Raw genomic sequence first — 23,196 nt, 5'->3', positions numbered from 1 at the left:
TTTGCGTTTCAACGTAATGCGACCGACGTAAACAAAAACAGAATTAATATTTCCTTAACGCAAATAAAAATACCGCGACAGGTTATGAACGCGGTAATTTAAGGCGGATTATTGGCGGTTTAAACCTACCTATACAGGTAGGTCAGCTACCCGGGCAACCGGCTTTTCGGCCTTCCCGGCCCGAGCAAAATGGCCAGCTTGCTGCCGCCTTTGGTGGTCTCCATCCAGATCTTACACACGCTGGTCAGGGGGACCGAGAGCAGCATACCGACCGGGCCCAGCAGCCATCCCCAAACCAGTAAGGATAAAAAGACGACCAGCGTCGACATGCCGAGCCGGTGCCCCATCATGCGTGGTTCGAGAATATTGCCCAGCACCATGTGAACGACGAGGAATAACGCGCCGACCAGCATACATTCGTAGAAACCGTTAAACAGAAACGCCTGAATCATCGGCGGCACGGCGGAAAGCACCGCGCCAATGTTGGGCACGTAGTTCAGCAGAAACGCCAGCACGCCCCACATCAGCGCGAACTGCACGTTCATCAGCATCAGCCCCAGCCAGACGATGATCCCGGTCCAGACGCTCAGCAGCGTTTTCAGCGCCAGATATTTAGAGACGCCCTTCAGCGCCCGGTGTAAGCCAGCAATGTGAATTTGTGGGTTATTCAGTGCAAAGCGCAGCTTATAGGGGACGTGGCGGACTTCAAACAGCATAAACACCACCGTCATGACCAGCAGCAGAATGCTGGCCATCGCGCCGGAAAGCCCCGTCATCAAGGTGGTGGCGTAGGTCATGACCTTCTCGGAGTCCATCCTGCGCAGCATCCGTTCGGGTGAGATATGCAGATTAAGGAAGGGCACCATCTCCTGGAGTGCGACGATCTTACGCGTCAGCTCTTTGTTGTACTGCGGCAGCATGGTGGAGAATTCACTCAGCGAGGCCGCCAGCACGCCGAAGAGCGCCGTCAGGGCAATCAGCATCACGATGACGACGATAGTGATGGCGACCGGGCGGCTAACGCCCCGGCGCAGAAACCAGGTGACCAGAGGATTAAGCACAATGGCAAAAAAGAGCGCCAGCAGGAGCTGAACTATGATGTCGGCGGCCGCATGGATACCCGCAAGGATAACCACCAGACAGGCGAGCTTTAATAAGATGTGGAGTCCTGCTTTGTCGGACGGGTTAGCGATCATGCGCGTTCCTTAGTGTGATGACCCGGTAAGTGTAGTGCCCGGGCCTCGCTTCGTCTGGCACCGTTAATCTGAAAGTCGCTGCTGATTTTCTTATTGGGGCGTGGTAATAGTGAAACACTGTTGTAAAAAATCCAGGTAGAACCCCATGCCCGAACCTGCCGCTGAACCGGCACTGAGCGGACTGCGCCTCAATCTGCGCATCGTTTCCGTTGTGATTTTTAACTTTGCCAGCTATCTCACCATCGGCCTGCCGCTGGCGGTTCTGCCGGGCTATGTCCATGACGTCATGGGCTTCAGTGCCTTCTGGGCGGGGCTGGTGATTAGCCTGCAGTATTTCGCCACGCTCCTGAGCCGCCCGCATGCCGGGCGCTACGCGGACACGTTCGGTCCAAAAAGCATCGTGGTGGTGGGATTGTGTGGCTGCTTCCTCAGTGGCCTGAGCTACCTGCTGGCTGCCTCAGCCAGCCACTGGCCGCTGGTCAGCCTGGCGCTGCTCTGCCTGGGCCGCGTCATCCTCGGCATTGGGCAAAGCCTGGCGGGAACCGGCTCGACGCTCTGGGGCGTGGGGGTTGTCGGGACGCCACACATTGGTCGGGTGATCTCCTGGAACGGGATTGTCACCTACGGCGCAATGGCGCTCGGTGCGCCGCTCGGCGTGGCCTGCTATGCCTTTGGTGGGCTGTATGGCCTGGCCGTCACCATTATGGCGGTCGCGCTTGTGGCGATACTGTTTGCGCTGCCGCGCCCGACAGTGAAGGCCAGCAAGGGCAAGCCGCTGCCGTTCCGGGCGGTGCTCGGGCGGGTCTGGCCATACGGGATGGCGCTGGCGCTGGCGACCACCGGCTTCGGGGTCATCGCCACCTTCATTACCCTGTTCTATGACGCCAAAGGCTGGGACGGCGCGGCCTTTGCGTTAACCCTGTTCAGCTGTGCGTTTGTTGGTGCGCGCCTGCTTTTCCCTAACGGCATCAACCGTCTGGGAGGGCTGAACGTGGCGACGATCTGCTTTGCGGTAGAGATTGTCGGGCTGCTGTTGACCGGCGTAGCCAGCGCGCCGTGGATGGCGAAAATGGGCGTATTTCTCGCGGGAGCCGGTTTTTCACTGGTCTTCCCGGCGCTGGGCGTGGTCGCGGTGAAAGCGGTGCCGCAGCAGAACCAGGGGGCGGCGCTGGCGACCTATACGGTATTTATGGATATGTCGTTGGGCATTACCGGGCCGCTGGCAGGGCTGGTAATGGCCCGGGCGGGGGTACCGGTGATCTATCTTGCCGCGGCGGGTCTGGTCATGATGGCATTGCTGCTGACGTGGCGGCTAAAAAAATGGCCCCCGGTGCAGGCACCGGAGGCCACGTCATCATCGTGAAACGTTACTGGATTACGATGGTGTTAATGATGTTTTCAGCAGCCGTCTGCGCTTTCTGCTGATCTTCCGCTGGCAGGGTGATCTGCAGGGTCAGGAGTTTGTTATCGACCTTGCCCAGCACGACAGAGGAGTACGCGGTCTGGCCCTTCGCGGAGATGATGCTGTCCAGCTGCTGCAGCTTATGGCCTTTCAGCTCGATGGATTTATTGGTCACGACCTGCAGCTGCGGGTCGCGGCCGCGCTGCTGATCTTCCAGACGTTTGGACAGGACGGCCAGATCTTCGCTGGTGTCGTCGCCCACAATCACAATGACCGCTTTCTGCCCGGTTGCGTCGGAGTAAACGTGCATGTTATTCGCCTGAGTGCCCAGCTTGCCGCTCTGGTCAGTCATATCGGCTGGCAGAGAGAAGCTGAGTTTGCCATCCATCAGATTCACCGGCTGGCCGGTCGCATTGCTTTCTGCGGATGCGCCCTGAGCAGGCGTTTTCGTGTCGCTGTTATCACAGGCTGCAAGACCCACAACCAGCAGGCCAATCCCGACATATTTAACCAGATTGCGCATTGACTTCTTCCTTTCGATAAACGGCCATAACGGCTCATTCGCTCATCTTATCACAACTGATAAAGCGAACCCTTAACCAGCCTGCAATGCCGTGATTTCAGATTTATCTGCCAGCCTTTTCAGCAGCATATTCAGCAGCACGCCGTACATGGGCAGGAAGAACACAATGCTGATGAGTACCTTGAAGCAGTAGTCCACCAGCGCGATTTCCATCCAGTGTTCGGCCATGAACGCATCCGGGCTACGCCAGAAGGCGATGAAGAAGAAGGCCAGCGTATCGCTCACGTTACCGAACAGCGTGGAGGCGGTGGGTGCCATCCACCAGCGATGATTCTCACGCAGGCGATTAAACACGTGCACGTCCAGAATCTGCCCCAGCGCGTAGGCCATAAAGCTTGCTGCGGCGATACGGGCGACAAACAGGTTGAAGTGGGTTAACGCCTCAAAGCCCTGCCAGCTTCCCATATAAAACAGGGACGAAACCCCGTACGAGATGAACAGCGCCGGGAGCATGACCGCAAAAATAATGCGGCGAGCCAGCGGTGCGCCAAAAATACGCACGGTCAGATCGGTGGCGAGGAAAATAAACGGAAAGCTGAACGCGCCCCAGGTGGTATGAAAACCAAAGATGGAGATAGGGAGCTGCACCAGATAGTTGCTGGAGGTGATCACCAGCAAATGGAAAAGCGAAAGCCAGAACAACGCTTTTACGCGCTGTGATTCAGAAAACTGCGTCATATTGTGACCTTTTTATACGTTGGGGTGAGGGAACCCAATAAAAACCGCAGAATGATACTGCTTTGGCGGGACATTGCAATGGTTAGTTTTTACGCAATCGTTAACCTGGTTTGCATTGACCGCAACGGGGCGTAAACTACAGCCGTTTTTACCTGACCGAGAAGATCATGATCGACCTGTTTTCCAGCCCAGACCACACTCTTGATGCCCAGGGCCTTCGCTGCCCGGAACCGGTAATGATGGTACGTAAAACCGTGCGCAACATGCAGACCGGTGAAACGCTGCTGATCGTTGCCGACGACCCTGCCACCACGCGCGACATTCCCGGTTTTTGTACCTTTATGGAGCATGAACTGGTGGCGCAGCAGACGGAAACGCTGCCGTACCGGTATTTGATTCGTAAGGGGTAGCCCTCACTTATTTGGGGGGAGGTTGAGGGTATCAGGCCGCACCCATGCTTGAACCTGTTCCTGAATATTTAAAAGCGAGTTTAACGGTAGATGACCTGCCTCTGGACGTCCCTGCCTTCGAACCGGAAGTTGATCAGTTGGGAAGCTATTGCCCGCTATTAACGCAGTTGCTGTTGGCTCGTTCACTTTCAGAGAGTGATGAAAGAGTGGCTGGAGATTTGTTGCAAGGCTTAGTTGGGCTGTATAGCGGTATGTTGAAAGCACCGCGCTGGTTGCGTACAAATGAAGGCATCTTGCCACTGTGAAAAAAGTCGGGTGGCGCTAACGCTTACCCGACCTACGGGACTAGAGCCGTTGTAGGCCGGGTAAGGCGAAGCCGCCACCCGGCAAGAATACGGCCTCTGCGGCCTGATGCCCTCTCCCACAGGGAGAGGGAGAACGTCATCCCTTCATCCACGCCCTGATCCCATCCAGGAACATCTGCGTTGCCATCATCACCAGAATGAGCCCCATCAGGCGCTCCAGCGCGTTTACCCCTTTTTCGCCCAGCAGGCGCAGGAACAGGGACGACTGCAGCAGGATGATAAACGTCCCGCCCCAGGCAATCAGCAGGGCAATGACCAGATGGCTCATCTGATTCGGATACTGGTGCGACAGCAGCATCAGCGTCGCCAGAATGGTCGGCCCCGCGACGAGCGGGATCGCCAGCGGCACAATAAACGGCTCTTCACCCGCAGGCAGGCCGCTGCTGCTGCCTTCCGCGCTCGGGAAAATCATCTTAATCGCAATCAGGAACAGAATAATCCCGCCGGAAATCGACACGGTTTCAGCGCGCAGGTTCAGGAAGGCGAGGATTTTTTCACCCGCAAACAGGAAGATAAACATCACCAGCAGGGCGATGAGCAGCTCGCGGATCATGATCGCCCGGCGGCGCTTTGGCTCGGTGTGCTTCAACACCGACATGAAGATCGGCAGGTTACCCAGGGGATCCATTATCAGGATCAATAAAACCGCGGCGGAAATGATTTCACTCATGTAAATTATCCCTGAAACTCTCTATGGTTATTATGATGATTAGCTGTATTTCTGATTGCCGGGCAATCATCGATTAATTTCGCTTGCGACTTTGGCAGCATTTTGTAATGTGAAGCATATCCCAGTTCAATACTGGCTTGCACAATCAGCACACACCCTCAGCAGGAAAAAAATGCTATGAAAAACGTTGGTTTTATCGGCTGGCGCGGTATGGTCGGCTCTGTACTCATGCAACGCATGGTTGAAGAGCGCGATTTCGACGCTATCCGCCCGGTCTTCTTCTCCACTTCCCAGCTCGGCCAGGCTGCTCCGTCCTTTGGTGGTACCACAGGCACGTTGCAGGATGCTTACGATCTGGAAGCGCTGAAGGCACTCGACATTATTGTGACCTGCCAGGGCGGCGATTATACCAACGAAATCTATCCAAAGCTGCGTGAAAGCGGCTGGCAGGGCTACTGGATTGACGCGGCCTCGTCGCTGCGCATGAAAGACGATGCCATTATCATTCTCGACCCGGTTAACCAGGGCGTGATCGCCGATGGCCTGAACAACGGCGTAAAAACCTTTGTTGGCGGTAACTGCACCGTCAGCCTGATGCTGATGTCCCTCGGCGGCCTGTTCGCGCAGGATCTGGTGGAGTGGGTCTCCGTGGCGACCTACCAGGCGGCGTCCGGCGGCGGCGCGCGTCACATGCGCGAGCTGCTGACCCAGATGGGCCAGCTGCACCAGAGCGTTGCGACCGAGCTGGCAAACCCGGCGTCGGCTATTCTGGATATCGAGCGTAAAGTGACCGAGCTGACCCGCAGCGGCGAGCTGCCGGTGGATAACTTTGGCGTACCGCTGGCCGGCGGCCTGATCCCGTGGATCGACAAACAGCTGGATAACGGCCAGACCCGCGAAGAGTGGAAAGGCCAGGCCGAGACCAACAAAATCCTCAATACCGCGAACACCATTCCGGTTGACGGTCTGTGCGTGCGTATCGGCGCGCTGCGCTGCCACAGCCAGGCTTTCACCATTAAACTGAAAAAAGATGTGTCTATTCCGACCGTGGAAGAGCTGCTGGCCGCGCACAACCCGTGGGCGAAAGTGGTGCCAAACGATCGCGATATCACCATGCGCGAGCTGACCCCGGCAGCGGTGACCGGCACGCTGACCACGCCGGTTGGCCGTCTGCGTAAGCTGAACATGGGGCCGGAGTATCTCTCCGCGTTCACCGTCGGTGACCAGCTCCTGTGGGGCGCCGCTGAGCCGCTGCGCCGCATGCTGCGCCAGCTGGCGTAATAATTTGTTAAATACCGGGGGTGATTTTCACCCCTTTTTTTTGCGTACTACATGGAGTAACACGCGTATGTCTTATTTTTTATCAGGAGTCATTTAGAGCGTTGGCTATGCTTTAAGGAAGAGTCATTTCTTACCTGAGGTTCGAACGGAGCAGAATGGATGCACATTTTTGTGCTGTCCCGTTCAGGTCACATTAAAAGTCGTCCCGGAGCGCTTAAAAAGGACGACATAAAAACAGGATGAATACCATGTCCGATCGTGTGGATAGAGACGTGATTAATGCGCTTATTGCGGGTCATTTCGCTGACCCCTTTTCTGTGCTTGGGATGCACCGTACTGAGGCAGGTCTGGAAGTTCGTGCCCTGTTGCCGGATGCCACAGAAGTCTGGGTGATTGAACCCAAAACCGGCCGCAAAGTCGGTAACCTTGAATGCCTCGATTCCCGTGGCTTCTTCTCGGGCGTGATGCCCCGTCGTAAAAACCCTTTTCGCTATCAGCTCGCCGTTCTCTGGCACGGCCAGCAGAACCTGATTGACGATCCCTACAGCTTCGGCCCTCTGCTTAAAGAGATGGATGCCTGGCTGCTCTCCGAGGGGACCCATCTGCGTCCTTATGAAACGCTGGGCGCCCATGCCGATACCATGGACGGCATCACCGGCACGCGGTTCTCCGTGTGGGCGCCCAATGCCCAGCGCGTCTCCGTTGTCGGCCAGTTCAACTACTGGGACGGCCGCCGTCACCCGATGCGCCTGCGTCGGGAAACCGGCATCTGGGAGCTGTTTATCCCCGGGGCGCACCACGGGCAGCTTTATAAATTCGAGATGATCGACGCCCACGGCAAGCTGCGCATTAAAGCCGACCCGTATGCCTTCGAAGCGCAGATGCGCCCGGATACCGCGTCGCTGATCTGCGGCCTGCCGGAGAAGGTCGTCCAGACGGAGGAGCGTAAACAGGCCAACCGTTTTGATGCGCCAATATCCGTCTATGAAGTCCATCTCGGCTCCTGGCGCCGCCATACCGATAACAACTTCTGGCTGAGTTACCGGGAGCTTGCCGACCAGCTGGTGCCATACGCCAAATGGATGGGCTTTACCCACCTTGAGCTGCTGCCGGTCAACGAGCATCCGTTCGACGGCAGCTGGGGCTATCAGCCCACCGGGCTGTATGCGCCGACCCGCCGCTTCGGCACCCGCGACGACTTCCGCTATTTCATTGATGCCGCGCACGCCGCCGGGCTGAACGTGATCCTCGACTGGGTGCCGGGCCATTTCCCGGCGGATGATTTTGCGCTGGCAGAGTTTGACGGCACGAAGCTGTACGAGCATAGCGATCCGCGCGAGGGCTATCACCAGGACTGGAACACGCTGATCTACAACTACGGTCGCCGTGAAGTGTCGAACTACCTGGTCGGGAATGCCCTGTACTGGATCGAGCGGTTTGGCATTGACGCCCTGCGCGTGGATGCGGTGGCGTCAATGATCTACCGCGACTACAGCCGCAAAGAGGGGGAGTGGATCCCGAACGAGTTTGGCGGCCGTGAAAACCTGGAAGCCATTGAATTCCTGCGTAATACCAACCGCATTATCGGCGAGCAGGTGGACGGTGCCGTGACCATGGCGGAAGAGTCCACCGACTTTGCGGGCGTCTCCCGTCCGCCGTCATCAGGCGGCCTGGGGTTCTGGTATAAGTGGAACCTGGGCTGGATGCACGACACGCTCGACTACATGAAGCTGGATCCGGTTCACCGTAAGTATCATCACGACAAGCTGACGTTCGGGATGCTCTACAACTACACCGAAAACTTCATGTTGCCGCTGTCGCACGATGAGGTGGTACACGGTAAAAAATCGATTCTCGACCGCATGCCGGGCGACGCGTGGCAGAAGTTTGCCAACCTGCGCGCCTATTACGGCTGGATGTTTGCCTTCCCGGGCAAGAAACTGCTGTTCATGGGCAATGAGTTCGCCCAGGGGCGCGAGTGGAACCACGACGCCAGCCTCGACTGGCATCTGCTGGAAGGCGGCGACAACTGGCACCACGGCGTGCAGCGTCTGGTGCGCGATCTGAACCTGACCTATCGCCACCACAAAGCGCTGCACGAGCTCGACTTCGATCCGTACGGCTTTGAATGGCTGGTGGTGGACGACCACGAGCGCTCGGTGTTTGTCTTTGTGCGTCGTGACAAAGCGGGTAACGAGATCATCGTCGCCAGCAACTTTACGCCGGTGCCGCGCGAACATTACCGCTTCGGCATTAACCAGCCGGGCAAATGGCGCGAAATTCTGAATACCGACTCGATGCACTACCACGGCAGCAACGCCGGTAACGGTGGGCTGGTACAGAGCGACGCCATTGAAAGCCACGGGCGACCCAACTCCCTGAGCCTGACGCTGCCGCCGCTTGGCACCATCTGGCTAATGCGGGAGGGCGAATGACGCAGCTTACGGCAGGTAAACCCGAACCGCTCGGGGCGCATTTTGACGGAAAAGGGGTGAACTTCACCCTCTTTTCCGCTCACGCCGAGCGGGTTGAACTGTGCGTGTTTGACGGGGAAGGTAACGAGCACCGTTACGATTTACCCGCGCGCACGGGGGATACCTGGCACGGCTACCTGGCCGGAGGACGGCCCGGTATGCACTATGGCTTTCGCGTTCACGGTCCGTGGGATCCCGCGCAGGGGCACTGGTTTAACCCGGCGAAGCTGCTGATTGACCCGTGCGCGCACCGCGTGGACGGTGAATTTAAAGATGACCCGCTCTTCCACGTGGGCTACGGCGAGCCCGACCACCGCGACAGCGCGCCCGTCGCGCCAAAAAGCGTGGTGGTGAACGATCTTTATGACTGGGAAGACGATGCCCCGCCGCAGACGCCGTGGGGCAAGACCGTTATTTATGAAGCCCACGTCAAAGGGCTGACGTACCTGCATCCGTCGATCCCCAAAGAGATGCGCGGCACCTACAAGGCGCTCGGGCATCCCACCATGATCGCCTACCTGAAACACCTCGGCATCACCGCCCTGGAATTGCTCCCCGTCGCCCATTTTGCCAGCGAGCCGCGTCTGCAGCGGCTGGGGCTGAGCAACTACTGGGGCTATAACCCGCTGGCGATGTTCGCGCTCGAGCCGCGCTATGCCGTCCATCCGGAAAAGGCGCGGGACGAGTTCCGCGATGCGGTGAAGGCGCTCCACGCGGCGGGCATTGAGGTCATTCTGGACGTGGTGCTGAACCACAGCGCAGAAAGCGATCTCGACGGCCCGACGCTCTCCATGCGCGGAATTGATAACCGTAGCTATTATTGGATCAGGCACGATGGCGATTATGAGAACTGGACCGGCTGCGGTAACACGCTCAATCTCAGCCATCCGGCGGTCACGCATTTTGCGTATGAATGCCTGAAATACTGGGTGGAGACGTTCCACGTCGACGGTTTTCGTTTCGACCTGGCGCCGGTGATGGGACGCACGCCGGCGTTCAGCCAGCAGGCGCCATTGTTTGAGGCGATAAAAAACTGTCCGGTGCTCTCGCAGGTGAAGCTGATTGCCGAGCCGTGGGACATTGGTGAAGGCGGTTATCAGGTCGGGAATTTCCCGCCGCTGTTTGCCGAGTGGAACGACCACTACCGCGACGCCGTACGCCGCTTCTGGCTGGAGCGGAACCTGTCGCTGGGGGAATTTGCCGGGCGCTTTGCCGCGTCGAGCGATCTCTTTAAGCGCGACGGCAAACGCCCGTCGGCCACCGTTAATCTGTTGACGGCGCACGACGGTTTTACGCTCAGGGACTGCGTTTGTTTCAATCAGAAACACAATGAGGCGAACGGCGAAGAGAATCGCGATGGCACTAACAATAACCATAGCTTTAATCATGGTATAGAAGGGTTAGGCGGAAGTCTGGATGTGATAGAGCGGCGACGCGCCAGCGTTCATGCGCTGCTGACAACGCTTTTACTGTCGCAGGGCACGCCGATGCTGCTGGCAGGCGACGAGCATGGTCACAGCCAGCACGGTAACAACAACGCCTATTGCCAGGACAACACCTTAACCTGGCTCGACTGGGGTGAAGCCAACAGCGGGCTGATTCATTTTACCGCTGCGCTGATCCATCTTCGCCAGCAGATCCCCGCGCTGACCGCCAACAGCTGGTGGGAAGAGGGTGACGGCAACGTTCGCTGGCTGAATAAAGACGCGCAACCGTTAAGCGCGCAAGAGTGGCAACACGGCGTACCACGCCTGCAAATCCTGCTGTCGGATAAATGGCTGGTCACGCTGAACGCGACGGATGACGTCGCAGAGATTGTTTTACCTGACGGGGAGTGGCGAGCCGTTCCCCCCTTTGCCGGAGCGGATAATCCGGTAGTAATGGCTGTCTGGCACGGGCCTGCGCACGGAGTGTGCGTATTCCAAAGATGATAAAAAAGGAGTTAGTCATGGTTAGATTAGAGAAGAACGATCCCTTAATGTTGGCACGCCAGCTACCATTAAAAACGGTTGCCCTGATACTTGCGGGCGGGCGTGGTACCCGTCTGAAAGATTTGACCATCAAGCGCGCCAAGCCGGCCGTTCACTTTGGTGGTAAGTTCCGTATTATCGACTTTGCGCTCTCCAACTGCCTGAACTCGGGCATTCGCCGCATTGGCGTCATCACGCAGTATCAGTCGCACACCATGGTGCAGCATATTCAGCGCGGCTGGTCATTCTTCAGCGAAGAGATGAACGAATTTGTCGATCTCCTTCCTGCGCAGCAGCGCGTTCACGGCGAGAACTGGTATCGCGGAACGGCGGATGCGGTGACCCAGAACCTCGACATCATTCGTCGCTATAACGCGGAATACATTGTGATCCTCGCCGGGGACCACATTTACAAGCAAGATTACTCCCACATGCTCATCGACCACGTCGAAAAAGGGGCGCGCTGCACCGTGGCGTGTCTGCCTGTGCCCGTTGCTGAAGCGACGGCGTTTGGCGTCATGCACGTGGATGCCGACGACAAAATTATCGACTTCGTTGAAAAACCGGCGAACCCGCCAACCATGCCGGGCGATGACACCAAATCGCTCGCCAGCATGGGGATCTATGTCTTTGACGCAGATTATCTTTATGAGCTGCTGGAAGAAGACGACAAAGACGAAAACTCAAGCCACGACTTCGGTAAAGACATCATTCCGAAAATCACCAAAGCTGGCATGGCGTATGCACATCCTTTCCCGCTGTCCTGCGTGCAGTCCGACCCGAATGCGGAACCGTACTGGCGCGATGTGGGCACGCTGGAAGCGTACTGGAAAGCGAACCTCGATCTGGCATCGGTCACGCCTGAACTGGATATGTACGACCAGAACTGGCCGATTCGTACCCATATGGAGTCGCTGCCGCCAGCCAAATTCGTGCAGGACCGCTCCGGTAGCCACGGTATGACGCTGAACTCGCTGGTGTCCGGCGGGTGCATCATCTCCGGTTCGGTCGTGGTGCAGTCGGTGCTGTTCCCGCGCGTGCGGATAAATTCATTCTGTAATATCGATTCGGCAGTCTTGTTGCCGGACGTCTGGGTAGGGCGCTCGTGTCGTCTGCGTCGCTGCGTGATCGACCGTGCCTGCGTCATCCCTGAAGGGATGGTCATTGGGGAGAATGCGGAAGAAGACGCGCGTCGTTTCTACCGTTCGGAAGAGGGGATCGTGTTAGTCACACGGGAAATGTTGCGGAAGCTGCAAATCAAACAGGAGCGATGATGCAGGTTTTACACGTATGTTCTGAGATGTTCCCGTTATTAAAAACGGGCGGTCTGGCAGATGTGCTTGGCGCATTACCGGCGGCGCAAATCGCCGGAGGCGTGGATACCCGAGTCCTGCTGCCCGCCTTTCCGGATATCCGGCGCGGTATACCTGATGCAAAAGTGGTGACCCGCCGTGAAACGTTTGCCGGACGCATTACCCTGCTGTTTGGACATTACAATGGCGTAGGGATTTACCTGATCGACGCGCCGCATTTATACGATCGCCCGGGTAGCCCGTATCACGATACGAACCTGTTCGCCTATACCGACAACGTGCTGCGCTTTGCGCTCCTCGGCTGGGTTGGAGCAGAAATGGCGACGGGGCTGGATCCGTTCTGGCGTCCGGATGTGGTGCATGCGCACGACTGGCACGCCGGGCTTGCTCCGGCGTATCTCGCCGCGCGCGGCCACCCGGCGAAATCGGTCTTTACCGTGCATAACCTGGCCTATCAGGGGATGTACTACGCCCATCACATGAATGACATCGATCTGCCATGGTCGTTCTTTAACATGCACGGTCTGGAGTTTAACGGGCAGATCTCGTTCCTGAAGGCGGGACTGTACTACGCCGATCACATCACGGCGGTGAGCCCAACCTACGCGCGTGAGATCACCCAGCCGGCATTTGGCTACGGCATGGAAGGGTTGCTGCAGCAGCGCCACCGCGAAGGCCGCCTGTCGGGCATTCTGAACGGCGTGGATGAACAGATCTGGAGCCCGGAAACCGATCTCCTGCTGGCGGCGCGCTATGGCCGTGACTCCGTGGAAGACAAAGCGGAAAACAAACGCCAGCTGCAGATTGCGATGGGCCTGAAGGTTAACGACAAAGTGCCGCTGTTCGCCGTCGTAAGCCGCCTGACCAGCCAGAAAGGGCTGGATCTGGTGCTGGAGGCGCTGCCCGGTTTACTGGAGCAGGGCGGGCAGCTGGCGCTGCTCGGCGCGGGCGACCCGGTATTGCAGGAAGGTTTCCTTGCCGCCGCCGCGGAACATCCGGGGCAGGTGGGCGTACAGATTGGCTACCACGAGGCGTTTTCGCACCGCATTATGGGCGGCGCGGACGTCATCCTGGTGCCGAGCCGTTTCGAACCCTGCGGCCTGACGCAGCTTTACGGCCTGAAATACGGCACCCTGCCGCTGGTTCGCCGCACGGGCGGGCTGGCGGATACGGTATCGGATAGCTCACTGGAAAACCTGGCGGACGGTATCGCCAGCGGGTTTGTCTTTGAGGACAGTAATGCCTGGTCGCTGCTTCGGGCGATTCGGCGTGCTTTCGTCTTGTGGTCCCGTCCATCGCTGTGGCGCTACGTCCAACGCCAGGCGATGTCCATGGACTTTAGCTGGCACGTTGCGGCGCAGTCATACCGCGATCTCTATCAACGCTTGATGTAACGAGGCGAAGTTACTGATATGAACGCTCCATTTAGCTACTCTTCACCCACGCTCAGCGTTGAGGCGTTAAAGCACTCCATCGCCTACAAGCTGATGTTCACCATCGGGAAAGATCCGGTTATTGCCAACAAGCACGAGTGGCTGAACGCCACCCTGTTTGCGGTGCGCGACCGCTTAGTTGAACGCTGGCTGCGCTCAAACCGCGCCCAGCTCTCGCAGGAGACGCGTCAGGTTTACTATCTGTCGATGGAATTTTTGATTGGCCGCACGCTGTCCAATGCGCTGTTGTCGCTCGGTATTTATGACGACGTCAAAACCGCACTGGAAGAGATGGGGTTAGATTTAGAAGAACTGATCGACGAAGAGAATGACCCGGGCCTCGGTAACGGCGGTCTGGGACGTCTTGCCGCCTGCTTCCTCGACTCGCTGGCGACGCTGGCGCTGCCGGGCCGCGGCTACGGTATTCGCTACGATTACGGCATGTTCAAGCAAAACATCGTCGACGGGCGTCAGAAAGAGTCCCCGGACTACTGGCTGGAGTACGGCAACCCGTGGGAGTTCAAGCGCCACAACACGCGCTACAAGGTGCGCTTTGGCGGGCGTATTCAGCAGGAAGGAAAAAAATCCCGCTGGGTGGAAACGGAAGAGATCCTGGCCGTGGCCTACGACCAGATCATCCCCGGCTACGACACCGATGCCACCAACACGCTGCGCCTGTGGAGCGCTCAGGCCAGTAGCGAAATTAACCTCGGTAAATTTAACCAGGGTGATTACTTCGCGGCGGTGGAGGATAAAAACCACTCCGAGAACGTATCCCGCGTGCTGTACCCGGATGACTCGACCTACTCAGGCCGCGAGCTGCGCCTGCGTCAGGAGTACTTCCTCGTTTCGGCGACCATTCAGGACATCCTCAGCCGCCACCATCAGCTGCACAAAACCTACGCCAACCTGGCGGAGAAAACCGCGATCCACCTTAATGACACCCACCCGGTGCTCTCTATTCCGGAGCTGATGCGCCTGCTGATCGACGAGCATAAGTTCAGCTGGGACGACGCCTTTGAGGTGACCTGCCAGGTGTTCTCGTACACCAACCACACGCTGATGAGCGAAGCGCTGGAGACGTGGCCGGTGGACATGCTTGGCAAAATCCTGCCGCGCCATCTGCAGATTATCTTTGAGATTAACGACTACTTCCTCAAGACGCTGCAGGAGCAGTATCCGAACGATACCGGCCTGCTGAGCCGCGCGTCCATCATTGATGAGTCGAACGGCCGCCGCGTGCGCATGGCCTGGCTGGCGGTTGTCATCAGCCACAAGGTCAACGGCGTGTCCGAGCTCCACTCGAACCTGATGGTGCAGTCGCTGTTTGCGGACTTCGCGAAGATCTTCCCGACGCGGTTCTGCAACGTGACCAACGGCGTCACCCCGCGCCGCTGGCTGGCGCTGGCTAACCAGCCGCTCTCTGAGGTGCTGGACGAGAATATCGGCCGCACCTGGCGTACCGATTTGAGCCAGCTGAGCGAGCTGGAACAGCATATTGATTTCCCGACGGTGAACAAAGCCGTGCGCGAAGCCAAGCTGCTGAACAAAAAGCGTCTGGCGGTCTGGCTGGCGATGCACCTGAACGTGGTGGCAAACCCGAAAGCGCTGTTCGACGTTCAGATCAAACGCATCCACGAATACAAGCGTCAGCTGATGAACGTGCTGCACGTGATCACCCATTACAACCGCATTAAGGCCGACCCGACGGCCGAATGGGTGCCGCGCGTGAAGATCTTCGCCGGTAAGGCGGCGTCGGCCTACTACATGGCGAAGCATATTATTCATCTCATCAACGACGTGGCGAAGGTGGTTAATCAGGATCCGGACATTGGCGACAAGCTGAAGGTGGTGTTCATTCCGAACTACAGCGTCAGCCTGGCGCAGCTGATCATCCCGGCGGCGGATCTCTCTGAGCAGATTTCTACGGCGGGCACGGAGGCATCCGGCACCAGTAACATGAAGTTTGCCCTTAACGGCGCGCTGACCATCGGCACGCTGGACGGGGCGAACGTCGAGATGTTGGAGCACGTGGGCGAAGAGAATATCTTTATCTTCGGTAATACGACGGAAGAGGTAGAGGCGCTGCGCAGGAAAGGCTACTCGCCGCGTCAGTATTACGAAGAGGATGAAGAGTTGCGTCAGGTGCTGACGCAGATTGCAACCGGCGTGTTTAGCCCTGATGAACCGAGCCGCTACCGCGATCTGGTGGATTCGCTGATTAACTTTGGCGATCACTATCAGGTGCTGGCGGATTACCGCAGCTACGTCGACTGTCAGGATAAGGTGGACGAACTGTATCGCCAGCCTGAGAAGTGGACCAGCGCCGCGATGTACAACATCGCCAATATGGGCTATTTCTCGTCAGACAGGACCATCAAGGAGTATGCCGAGACGATCTGGCATATTGATCCGGTGAGGCTGTAAAAACAAAGCCCGGTGGCGCTGCGCTTACCGGGCCTACGGGATCGAGTAGGCCGGGTAAGGCGGAGCCGCCACCCGGCTTTTTTGTATTAGGACGCCAGCGACAGCTCACGTTTCGCCGCATGTTGCAGCAACCACTGCGCCACGCGAGACTGCTGTTCGGCGTTGAGCCACATCCCTTCTTTGGTACGGCGCCAGATAGCATCATCCAGACGACGCACCCACTCGTGCTCAACCAGATAACGCAGCTCGGCTTCGTACAGCTCGTGGCCGAAATGCTCGCCCAGATCGGCAATCTCTTTTGCATCACCCAGGATCAGCTCGGTATTGCTGCCGTAGGTGCGGGCATAGTGGCGCGCCATCCCTTCGGTGATGAACGGGAAGCGACGGCGCAGCTTCGCGGCGTAATCATCGCGGTTATCGCCGATATCACCGCCGGGCAGTACCGCGCCTTTGGTCCATGCCGGGCCAATGCCTTTGTAGTACGGCGCCAGTTTTTCCAGCGCGTGCTCGGCCAGCTTGCGGTAGGTGGTGAGCTTGCCGCCAAACACGGACAGCAGCGGCGCCTGACCGTCTACGTCGTGAATATCGAGCGTATAGTCGCGGGTGATGGCCTGCGGTGAGTCAGACTCGTCATCGCACAGCGGACGCACGCCGGAGTAGGTCCAGACCACGTCGTCGCGCGACAGCTGTTTCTTAAAGTGCGCGTTATACACTTTGAGCAGGTAGTTCACTTCGCTCTCGTCGATCTCAACGTTCTTCGGATCGCCTTTGTACTCCACGTCGGTGGTGCCGATGATCGAGAATTCGTCCATCCACGGGATGACGAACACGATGCGCTTGTCTTCGTTCTGCAGGATGTACGCCTGCTTCTGGGTATGCACGCGCGGCACCACAATGTGGCTGCCCTTGATCAGGCGGATGCCGTACGGGGATGGCAGATGCATGCCGTCGTCAAAGAACTGCTTCACCCACGGGCCGGTGGCGTTCACCAGGCCGCGCGCTTTCCAGCTGAACTTCTCGCCGGTATCGATATCTTCCGCTTCGACAATCCACAGGCCGTTTTCACGACGGGCAGCGGTCGCGCGGGTGCGGGTTTTCACCTCGCCGCCTTTCTTCTCAACCATCTGCGCGTTCGCCAGCACCAGGCGGGCATCGTCCACCCAGCAGTCGGAATATTCGAATCCGCGCACAATTTCTGGCTTAAGGACCGATTCTGAGCCAAAACGCAACCCTTTCGAACCCGGGAGGCTGGTGCGTTTACCCAGATGATCGTACATAAACAGACCAATGCGGATCATCCACGCCGGACGCAGATGCGGGCGATGGGGCAGGCGGAAGCGCATCGGAATCGCCAGATGCGGGGCCATTTTCAGCAGCACTTCACGTTCGGCCAGCGCTTCGCTGACCAGGCGGAATTCGTAGTGTTCCAGGTAGCGCAGGCCACCGTGAATCAGTTTGGAGCTGGCGGACGACGTCGCGCAGGCGAGATCGTTAGCTTCCAGCATCAGTACGGATAAACCGCGTCCTGCGGCATCGACCGCAATACCGGCACCGTTGATGCCACCGCCTATCACAATCAGATCTTTGGTTTCCATAACACCCTCATGCACTTTCGTTAAAGCTCAGAAATGTTCGATATCGCTCATAATAGCAAAGGAACGCGCTTTTGGTAACATCAAAAAAACAATTTAGAGTGATATGGATAACATAATGGCGTTTACCCGCCGCCAGGACGTACACTACGGGGTAAAATCTTGTCGTTGACCACTGTTAAGAGAACACCATGGATCAGTTTGAATGTATTAACGTAGAAGAAGCCCACCAGAAGATGCACCAGGGAAAAGCGGTGCTGGTGGACATCCGCGATCCGCAGAGTTTTGCGATGGGCCATACGCCGGGCGCGTTTCATCTTACCAACGACACGCTGGGCGCGTTTATGCGCGATAACGACTTCGACACGCCGGTGATGGTCATGTGCTACCACGGCAACAGCAGCAAAGGCGCGGCGCAGTATCTGCTTCAGCAGGGTTACGACGCGGTTTACAGCGTCGACGGCGGTTTCGATGCCTGGCATCGTCATTTCCCGGCGGAAGTGGAATACGCGTTTGAGCGCTGATCCCGCTATACTGTCCCCTTTTGTGTGGAAATAAGCGACCGCTGCCCATGTTGATGATCACCTCTTTTACCAACCCGCGCGTCGCCCAGGCGTTTGTCGACTATATGGCGACGCAGGGCGTTATTCTTACTATTCAGCAACATACGCAGACCGACGTCTGGCTGGCCGATGAGAGCCAGGCCGGGCGGGTAAACGAGGAGCTGGCGCGTTTTCTTGAGAACCCTGGCGACCCGCGCTATCTCGCGGCCAGCTGGCAATCCGGCCAGACCGGCAGCGGATTGCACTACAGCCGCTTCCCCTTCCTCGCCACCCTTCGCGAGCGCGCGGGCCCGTTTACGCTGCTGCTGATGGCGGCCTGCATCATCGTCTTTATTATCATGAACGTGGTCGGCGACCAGAGCGTGATGATTGCCCTGGCGTGGCCCTATGATCCGTCGCTTGAGTTTGACGTATGGCGCTACTTTAGCCACGCGCTGATGCACTTCTCGGTGATGCATATCCTCTTCAACCTGCTCTGGTGGTGGTATCTCGGCGGTGCCGTTGAAAAGCGTCTGGGCAGCGGCAAGCTGATCGTTATCACCATCATCAGCGCCCTGTTGAGCGGCTACGTACAGCACAAGTTCAGCGGCCCGTGGTTTGGCGGGCTGTCGGGTGTCGTCTATGCCCTGATGGGCTACGTCTGGCTTCGCGGGGAGCGCGATCCGCAAAGCGGCATCTATCTGCAACGCGGATTGATAACCTTTGCGTTAATATGGCTAATTGCCGGATGGTTTGATCTGTTTGGTATGTCTATCGCCAACGGTGCGCACGTCGCCGGGCTGGCCGTGGGGCTGGCGATGGCCTTTGCCGACACGCTCCATGCGCGAAAACGAACATAATTCTCAGGGATAATTGATGAAACAAACACAACGTCATGACGCCATTATCGAACTGGTAAAAAAACAGGGATACGTCAGCACCGAAGAGCTGGTGGAGCAGTTTGCCGTCAGCCCACAAACCATCCGTCGTGACCTGAACGACCTGGCCGATCAGAACCGCATCCTTCGCCACCACGGCGGCGCGGCGCTGCCGTCCAGCTCGGTCAACACCTCCTGGCACGACCGAAAAGCGACGCAGACGGCGGAGAAAGAGCGCATTGCCCGCAAGGTCGCCAGCCAGATCCCGAACGGGGCGACGCTGTTTATTGATATCGGCACCACGCCGGAAGCGGTCGCCCATGCGCTGCTGGATCACGAGAACCTGCGCGTGGTCACCAACAACCTGAACGTCGCCAATACCCTGATGCAAAAAGACGACTTCCGCATCATCCTCGCGGGCGGCGAGCTACGCAGCCGCGACGGCGGGATTATCGGTGAAGCGACCCTCGACTTTATCTCTCAGTTCCGCCTCGACTTCGGCATTCTGGGCATCAGCGGCATCGACAGCGACGGTTCGCTGCTGGAGTTTGATTACCACGAGGTGCGCACCAAGCGCGCGATCATTGAAAACTCACGCCACGTGATGCTGGTGGTGGATCACTCGAAGTTTGGCCGTAACGCGATGGTGAACATGGGCAGCATCAGCATGGTGGATGCGGTCTATACCGACGTGATGCCGCCGGCGGGCGTGATGCAGGTAATTAAAGATAATAATTTGCAGCTGGAACTGTGCTAACGGTTGTGTCGGGTGGCGCTGCGCTTACCCGACCTACAAATTGTTCTCCCTCTCCCTGTGGGAGAGGGCATCAGACCGCACAAAACTAAACGCCGTACCCCATCATCTTCAACAGCTGCTGCGCATGCTGCACCGCATCCTGACGATGCGCCACGCCCAGCTTCTGGTACAGGTTGCGGATATGCGTTTTGATGGTGGTCGCCGCCACCGCCAGCTCGCCGGCAATCTGCTCGTTGCTGTAGCCTGAATAGATCAGCCCCAGAACCTGCCATTCGCGCTGGGTAAGCGGACTGGTGCGGATAAGCTCCGGCACTTCAGGGTGGTTTAGCAGACGTTCAACGAAGTTCTCATCGAAATGCGCAAACTTGTGGCGATGATGCTGGTTAATCTCGCGCAGAATACGCTGGGCGCGATGCTGATCCAGCTCCGGCAGCGTGTTGAGCTGAATAAGCTGACGCAGCTGCTGGGCCATCACTTCCCCTTCAATCACAAAGTGGCTGATAAACCCGGTGCGGTTTGCCAGCTGTAGCGCCTCCAGCAGCACGCGCTGGGCATCGTTTTTACGGCCCGCCTGCCAGTAGAGCTGATTTTGCAACAGCAGGTTGCGGTTCAGGTCGCTCATCAGGCGCAGGCTGCGCGCGTTCTCGTTCAGCTCTTCCAGCACAATCTCAGCGGGCTCTAATTCACCGAGCAGGATCTGCGCGCGGGCAATGTTGCGCCACTGGCTCTGCAGGAAGTGGTTGTTGGCAAATTCCGGTTTTGGCGTCTGACGCAGCCAGTTGGCGGCGGATTTTTTATCGCCGGTCATCTGCCAGTAAATCACCCGGACCTTGTCGGCGTTTGACACCCAGTCGCTATGATACTGGCCGTTGCCGAGCAGGTTTTCCAGGCGGTTAAGATGGTTGCGGGCGTTATCGAGATCGCCGCGCGCCAGCGAGCACTGCACCAGCAGCGCCAGGCACTGCAGCTGCTGCTGAGGCTGGAAACTGGAAAGAACATCCACACCCTGGCGGGCGCAGCTTTCTGCTTCATCCAGACGCGACCATGCCCACAGTAATTGAGCGCGAATACGCAGCAGGAACTCGTGCATCGGCAGCTGTTCCAGATGCTGCTCGCGAATCAGCTGGAACGCTTTCTCCTGGTTTTCCCAGGCGGCCTGCAGGAACCCCTGCGCGAATAAAATCTCGCTCTGCTGGATCAGGCTCCACAGCGCGTAGTGCCAGACATCATGACGACGCGCCATCTGTTCGGTTTGCTGCATCAGTGAAAGCGAGCGCGTGAGATCGCCCTTGCAGTGCAGCACTTCACCGTGGACGGAGGTCGCCACGATGCGGCTGTAGAAGTTGGCCAGCGGCAGTTCATCCAGCGCGACCATCGCCAGCCGTTCCGCTTCGTCCGGATCGCCGTCGTTAATGGCCACCTGAGCGCGCAGCGCGTTGAACTCGCCGTGCAGGGTGGTATCCATCTCGCTTTCCATCTCCTGCTCGGCGCGCGCCAGCAGGGTGTTCACTTCGCTGTAGCGATGCTGGCTCTGCATCAGCCAGGCCTGCAGCAGCACCAGACGCGGATTCTCAAGCAGGCTTTCCCACGGCAGGGCTTTGAGGGACTCTTCCAGCAGGGTCAGCTCGCTGTGGTTAAACAGGCCCCACGCGTGATTGAGGAGGATATCGCGCAGCATGCTGGCATCCCCGGCGGCGAGCGCGTGGTGGATGGCCTCGCTCGGGAAGCCCTGTGCCATCCAGCTTTCGGCAGCGGCGCGGTGGATCTCCGGCAGTTCAACCGCCAGCTCCCACTGACAGCGCTGGCGCAGGAAGCTACCAAACAGCGGATGATAGCTAAACCACTCGCCGGGATCGTCCATGCGCGTCAGGAAAAGGCCCTGACGTTCAATCTCTTCGAGCTGAAGCTGACCGTTTTCACAGCCCGTCACCCGCACGATCAGCGCATCGTTCATGGAGCGCAGCAGCGAGCTTTTCAGCAGGAAATTACGCGTCGAGGGATCGACGCTGTCCAGCACCTCATCCACCAGGTAATCAGAGAGGTGGCTGGCGTTGATGCCGGCCAGGCGGCGCGCTGACTGATGCGCCGGACTGTTGTTTTGCCGGGCAGAGAGGGCAATCAGCTGCAGCGCCGTTGCCCAGCCTGCGACGTCATCACACAGACGGCTGCTTTCGGCGGCCTCAATCGGTGAGTTCAGGCGGCAGTCGAAGAACTGTTTCGCTTCCTGGTGGGTAAAAGCAAGCTGTTGGCTACCCACTTCCAGAAGCTGATCGCGCACGCGCAGGTTGGCAATACCCAACTGCGGCAGGTTGCGTGACAGCACCACTAACGTCAGGTTTTCCGGCTGATGGCGCAGGAAGAAACGCATCGATTCATGAATCACCGGGTTAGTGATGAGATGGTAATCATCAATCACCACGTAAAGCGGGCGATGCCATTCAGCCAGTTCGATAAACAGCTGAGAGAAAAGGGAGGACAGGCTGGCGTACTGGCGCTTTTGCACCATCACCTCACTGGCGACGCAGTGTCCATGGGTGGCTTGCTGTATGGCGGCAATCAGATAGCTGGCAAAACGTTCTTGCTGGTTATCGCCCTCATCAAGGGAGTACCAGCCAAGATCGCTCTTACCTGCGGCCCATTGCGAGATGAGCGTTGTTTTTCCATAACCTGCAGGGCTCGTAACCAGCGCCAGTCGGAAATTATGCGCGCCGGAAAGTTTAGCCAACAGACGCTCGCGGACCACTGTATGGTCAAGACGAACCGGGCGACTTAATTTAGACGGAATCAACATAGGTTTCACTTCACTGTGGGGAACGAGAGATTTTATTTTTTTTGCGCTTCGTAATTAATACGATATAAGGTCGGTCAGAAAGAGAACTATTGCAAGTTATGTCTGGATTTGGTGGCTCTGAATTTGCACTCTGTCACAAAACATTCAGGCAGATGATGGAACTTTCTGGAAAGGGCTTTAATGCCGCGTCAATGCTGGCTTGTATGGTTGTGCTGCGGCTGCGCTGAAACTGGTTTCAGGAAGGGATAGTGACGTCAAATTTAATAAAGTGTGGGTAAAGTTCAGCGAGAATAATATCTTTCATCGTCATGACATCCTGTTGCAAAAATATTATTCCAGGTAAGTAATTATTTCGGCAGGGTTTAATTTCATCCGAAACTGCATTTCATTTCTTTGACATTCTCCTCGGTTACTTTTTTATCTTCCGGGCACAC

Annotated in this window: 18 protein-coding genes; 12 read left to right on the top strand and 6 right to left on the bottom strand. The window is 57.6% G+C overall.

All coding sequences use genetic code 11. The features are described 5' to 3' along the window. Nucleotides 1–146: 146 nt before the first annotated feature. Nucleotides 147–1,196, bottom strand: coding sequence for an AI-2E family transporter (locus C6A40_RS12115; protein ID WP_008503075.1), 1,050 nt, complete (start codon nt 1,194–1,196; stop codon nt 147–149). Between the two features lie 145 nt (nt 1,197–1,341). Between C6A40_RS12115 and C6A40_RS12110 the strand changes: the two genes are divergently transcribed. Further along, nucleotides 1,342–2,559, top strand: a complete 1,218-nt coding sequence (locus C6A40_RS12110) for an MFS transporter (protein WP_045336722.1) — start codon at nt 1,342–1,344, stop codon at nt 2,557–2,559. Between the two features lie 4 nt (nt 2,560–2,563). Here C6A40_RS12110 and C6A40_RS12105 read toward each other — a convergent pair whose 3' ends face one another. After that, nucleotides 2,564–3,121, bottom strand: a complete 558-nt coding sequence (locus C6A40_RS12105; protein ID WP_008503073.1) for a DcrB family lipoprotein — start codon at nt 3,119–3,121, stop codon at nt 2,564–2,566. 72 nt (nt 3,122–3,193) lie between these two features. After that, nucleotides 3,194–3,859 (bottom strand): 7-cyano-7-deazaguanine/7-aminomethyl-7-deazaguanine transporter, encoded by a 666-nt coding sequence (locus C6A40_RS12100; protein WP_045336720.1) that lies wholly within the window; start codon nt 3,857–3,859, stop codon nt 3,194–3,196. Nucleotides 3,860–4,026: 167 nt separating this feature from the next. Between C6A40_RS12100 and tusA the strand changes: the two genes are divergently transcribed. Further along, the gene (tusA, locus tag C6A40_RS12095; RefSeq protein ID WP_045336718.1) at nt 4,027–4,269 is read left to right on the top strand and encodes a sulfurtransferase TusA; all 243 of its coding nucleotides are present in this window, start codon (nt 4,027–4,029) and stop codon (nt 4,267–4,269) included. 44 nt (nt 4,270–4,313) lie between these two features. Continuing rightward, nucleotides 4,314–4,574 carry a hypothetical protein gene (locus C6A40_RS12090; protein WP_032676980.1) on the top strand — a complete coding sequence of 87 codons (261 nt, stop codon included), beginning with the start codon at nt 4,314–4,316 and terminating at the stop codon, nt 4,572–4,574. Between the two features lie 136 nt (nt 4,575–4,710). Here C6A40_RS12090 and yhgN read toward each other — a convergent pair whose 3' ends face one another. Then, the gene (gene yhgN, locus C6A40_RS12085; protein WP_003861574.1) at nt 4,711–5,304 is read right to left on the bottom strand and encodes an NAAT family transporter YhgN; all 594 of its coding nucleotides are present in this window, start codon (nt 5,302–5,304) and stop codon (nt 4,711–4,713) included. Between the two features lie 177 nt (nt 5,305–5,481). Between yhgN and asd the strand changes: the two genes are divergently transcribed. The 6 genes from asd (at nt 5,482) to glgP (ending at nt 16,202) form a co-directional block, all read left to right on the top strand. Next, nucleotides 5,482–6,585: an aspartate-semialdehyde dehydrogenase gene (gene asd / locus C6A40_RS12080; protein WP_021242179.1), complete on the top strand. Its 1,104-nt coding sequence runs from the start codon at nt 5,482–5,484 to the stop codon at nt 6,583–6,585. Between the two features lie 248 nt (nt 6,586–6,833). Further along, a complete protein-coding gene (gene glgB / locus C6A40_RS12075; RefSeq protein ID WP_021242180.1) occupies nt 6,834–9,020 on the top strand; it encodes a 1,4-alpha-glucan branching enzyme in 2,187 nt (728 codons plus the stop codon). Continuing rightward, nucleotides 9,017–10,990, top strand: coding sequence for a glycogen debranching protein GlgX (gene glgX, locus C6A40_RS12070; protein WP_023326238.1), 1,974 nt, complete (start codon nt 9,017–9,019; stop codon nt 10,988–10,990). Before glgB ends, glgX begins: the two co-directional genes overlap by 4 nt. Before the next feature lie 17 nt (nt 10,991–11,007). Next, a complete protein-coding gene (gene glgC / locus C6A40_RS12065; RefSeq protein WP_114191285.1) occupies nt 11,008–12,303 on the top strand; it encodes a glucose-1-phosphate adenylyltransferase in 1,296 nt (431 codons plus the stop codon). Continuing rightward, the gene (gene glgA / locus C6A40_RS12060; RefSeq protein ID WP_008503065.1) at nt 12,303–13,736 is read left to right on the top strand and encodes a glycogen synthase GlgA; all 1,434 of its coding nucleotides are present in this window, start codon (nt 12,303–12,305) and stop codon (nt 13,734–13,736) included. Before glgC ends, glgA begins: the two co-directional genes overlap by 1 nt. Before the next feature lie 18 nt (nt 13,737–13,754). After that, nucleotides 13,755–16,202, top strand: coding sequence for a glycogen phosphorylase (glgP, locus tag C6A40_RS12055; RefSeq protein ID WP_008503064.1), 2,448 nt, complete (start codon nt 13,755–13,757; stop codon nt 16,200–16,202). 86 nt (nt 16,203–16,288) lie between these two features. Here glgP and glpD read toward each other — a convergent pair whose 3' ends face one another. Continuing rightward, nucleotides 16,289–17,797, bottom strand: coding sequence for a glycerol-3-phosphate dehydrogenase (gene glpD / locus C6A40_RS12050; protein ID WP_021242183.1), 1,509 nt, complete (start codon nt 17,795–17,797; stop codon nt 16,289–16,291). A gap of 188 nt (nt 17,798–17,985) precedes the next feature. On the opposite strand from glpD, the gene glpE reads away from it, so the two are divergent. From glpE to C6A40_RS12035, 3 genes are read left to right on the top strand one after another with little or no spacing between them, the layout of a single operon-like run. Further along, nucleotides 17,986–18,318: a thiosulfate sulfurtransferase GlpE gene (gene glpE, locus C6A40_RS12045; RefSeq protein WP_008503062.1), complete on the top strand. Its 333-nt coding sequence runs from the start codon at nt 17,986–17,988 to the stop codon at nt 18,316–18,318. 47 nt (nt 18,319–18,365) lie between these two features. Next, nucleotides 18,366–19,196 (top strand): rhomboid family intramembrane serine protease GlpG, encoded by an 831-nt coding sequence (glpG, locus tag C6A40_RS12040; RefSeq protein ID WP_023345039.1) that lies wholly within the window; start codon nt 18,366–18,368, stop codon nt 19,194–19,196. A 16-nt stretch (nt 19,197–19,212) separates the two neighbouring features. Beyond that, nucleotides 19,213–19,971 (top strand): DeoR/GlpR family transcriptional regulator, encoded by a 759-nt coding sequence (locus C6A40_RS12035; RefSeq protein ID WP_008503060.1) that lies wholly within the window; start codon nt 19,213–19,215, stop codon nt 19,969–19,971. An 85-nt stretch (nt 19,972–20,056) separates the two neighbouring features. Here the strand turns inward: C6A40_RS12035 and malT are convergent, their stop codons facing one another. Next, on the bottom strand, nt 20,057–22,762 hold the full coding sequence (gene malT, locus C6A40_RS12030) for an HTH-type transcriptional regulator MalT (protein ID WP_008503059.1): 2,706 nt from the start codon (nt 22,760–22,762) through the stop codon (nt 20,057–20,059). Nucleotides 22,763–23,196 lie beyond the last annotated feature (434 nt).

The sequence above is a fragment of the Enterobacter sp. GER_MD16_1505_Eko_090 genome, assembly GCF_003331015.1.
Taxonomy (GTDB): domain Bacteria; phylum Pseudomonadota; class Gammaproteobacteria; order Enterobacterales; family Enterobacteriaceae; genus Enterobacter; species Enterobacter roggenkampii.
The sequence above is the reverse complement of the archived record's forward strand: the minus strand, read 5'-3'. Positions and strand labels throughout refer to the sequence as shown.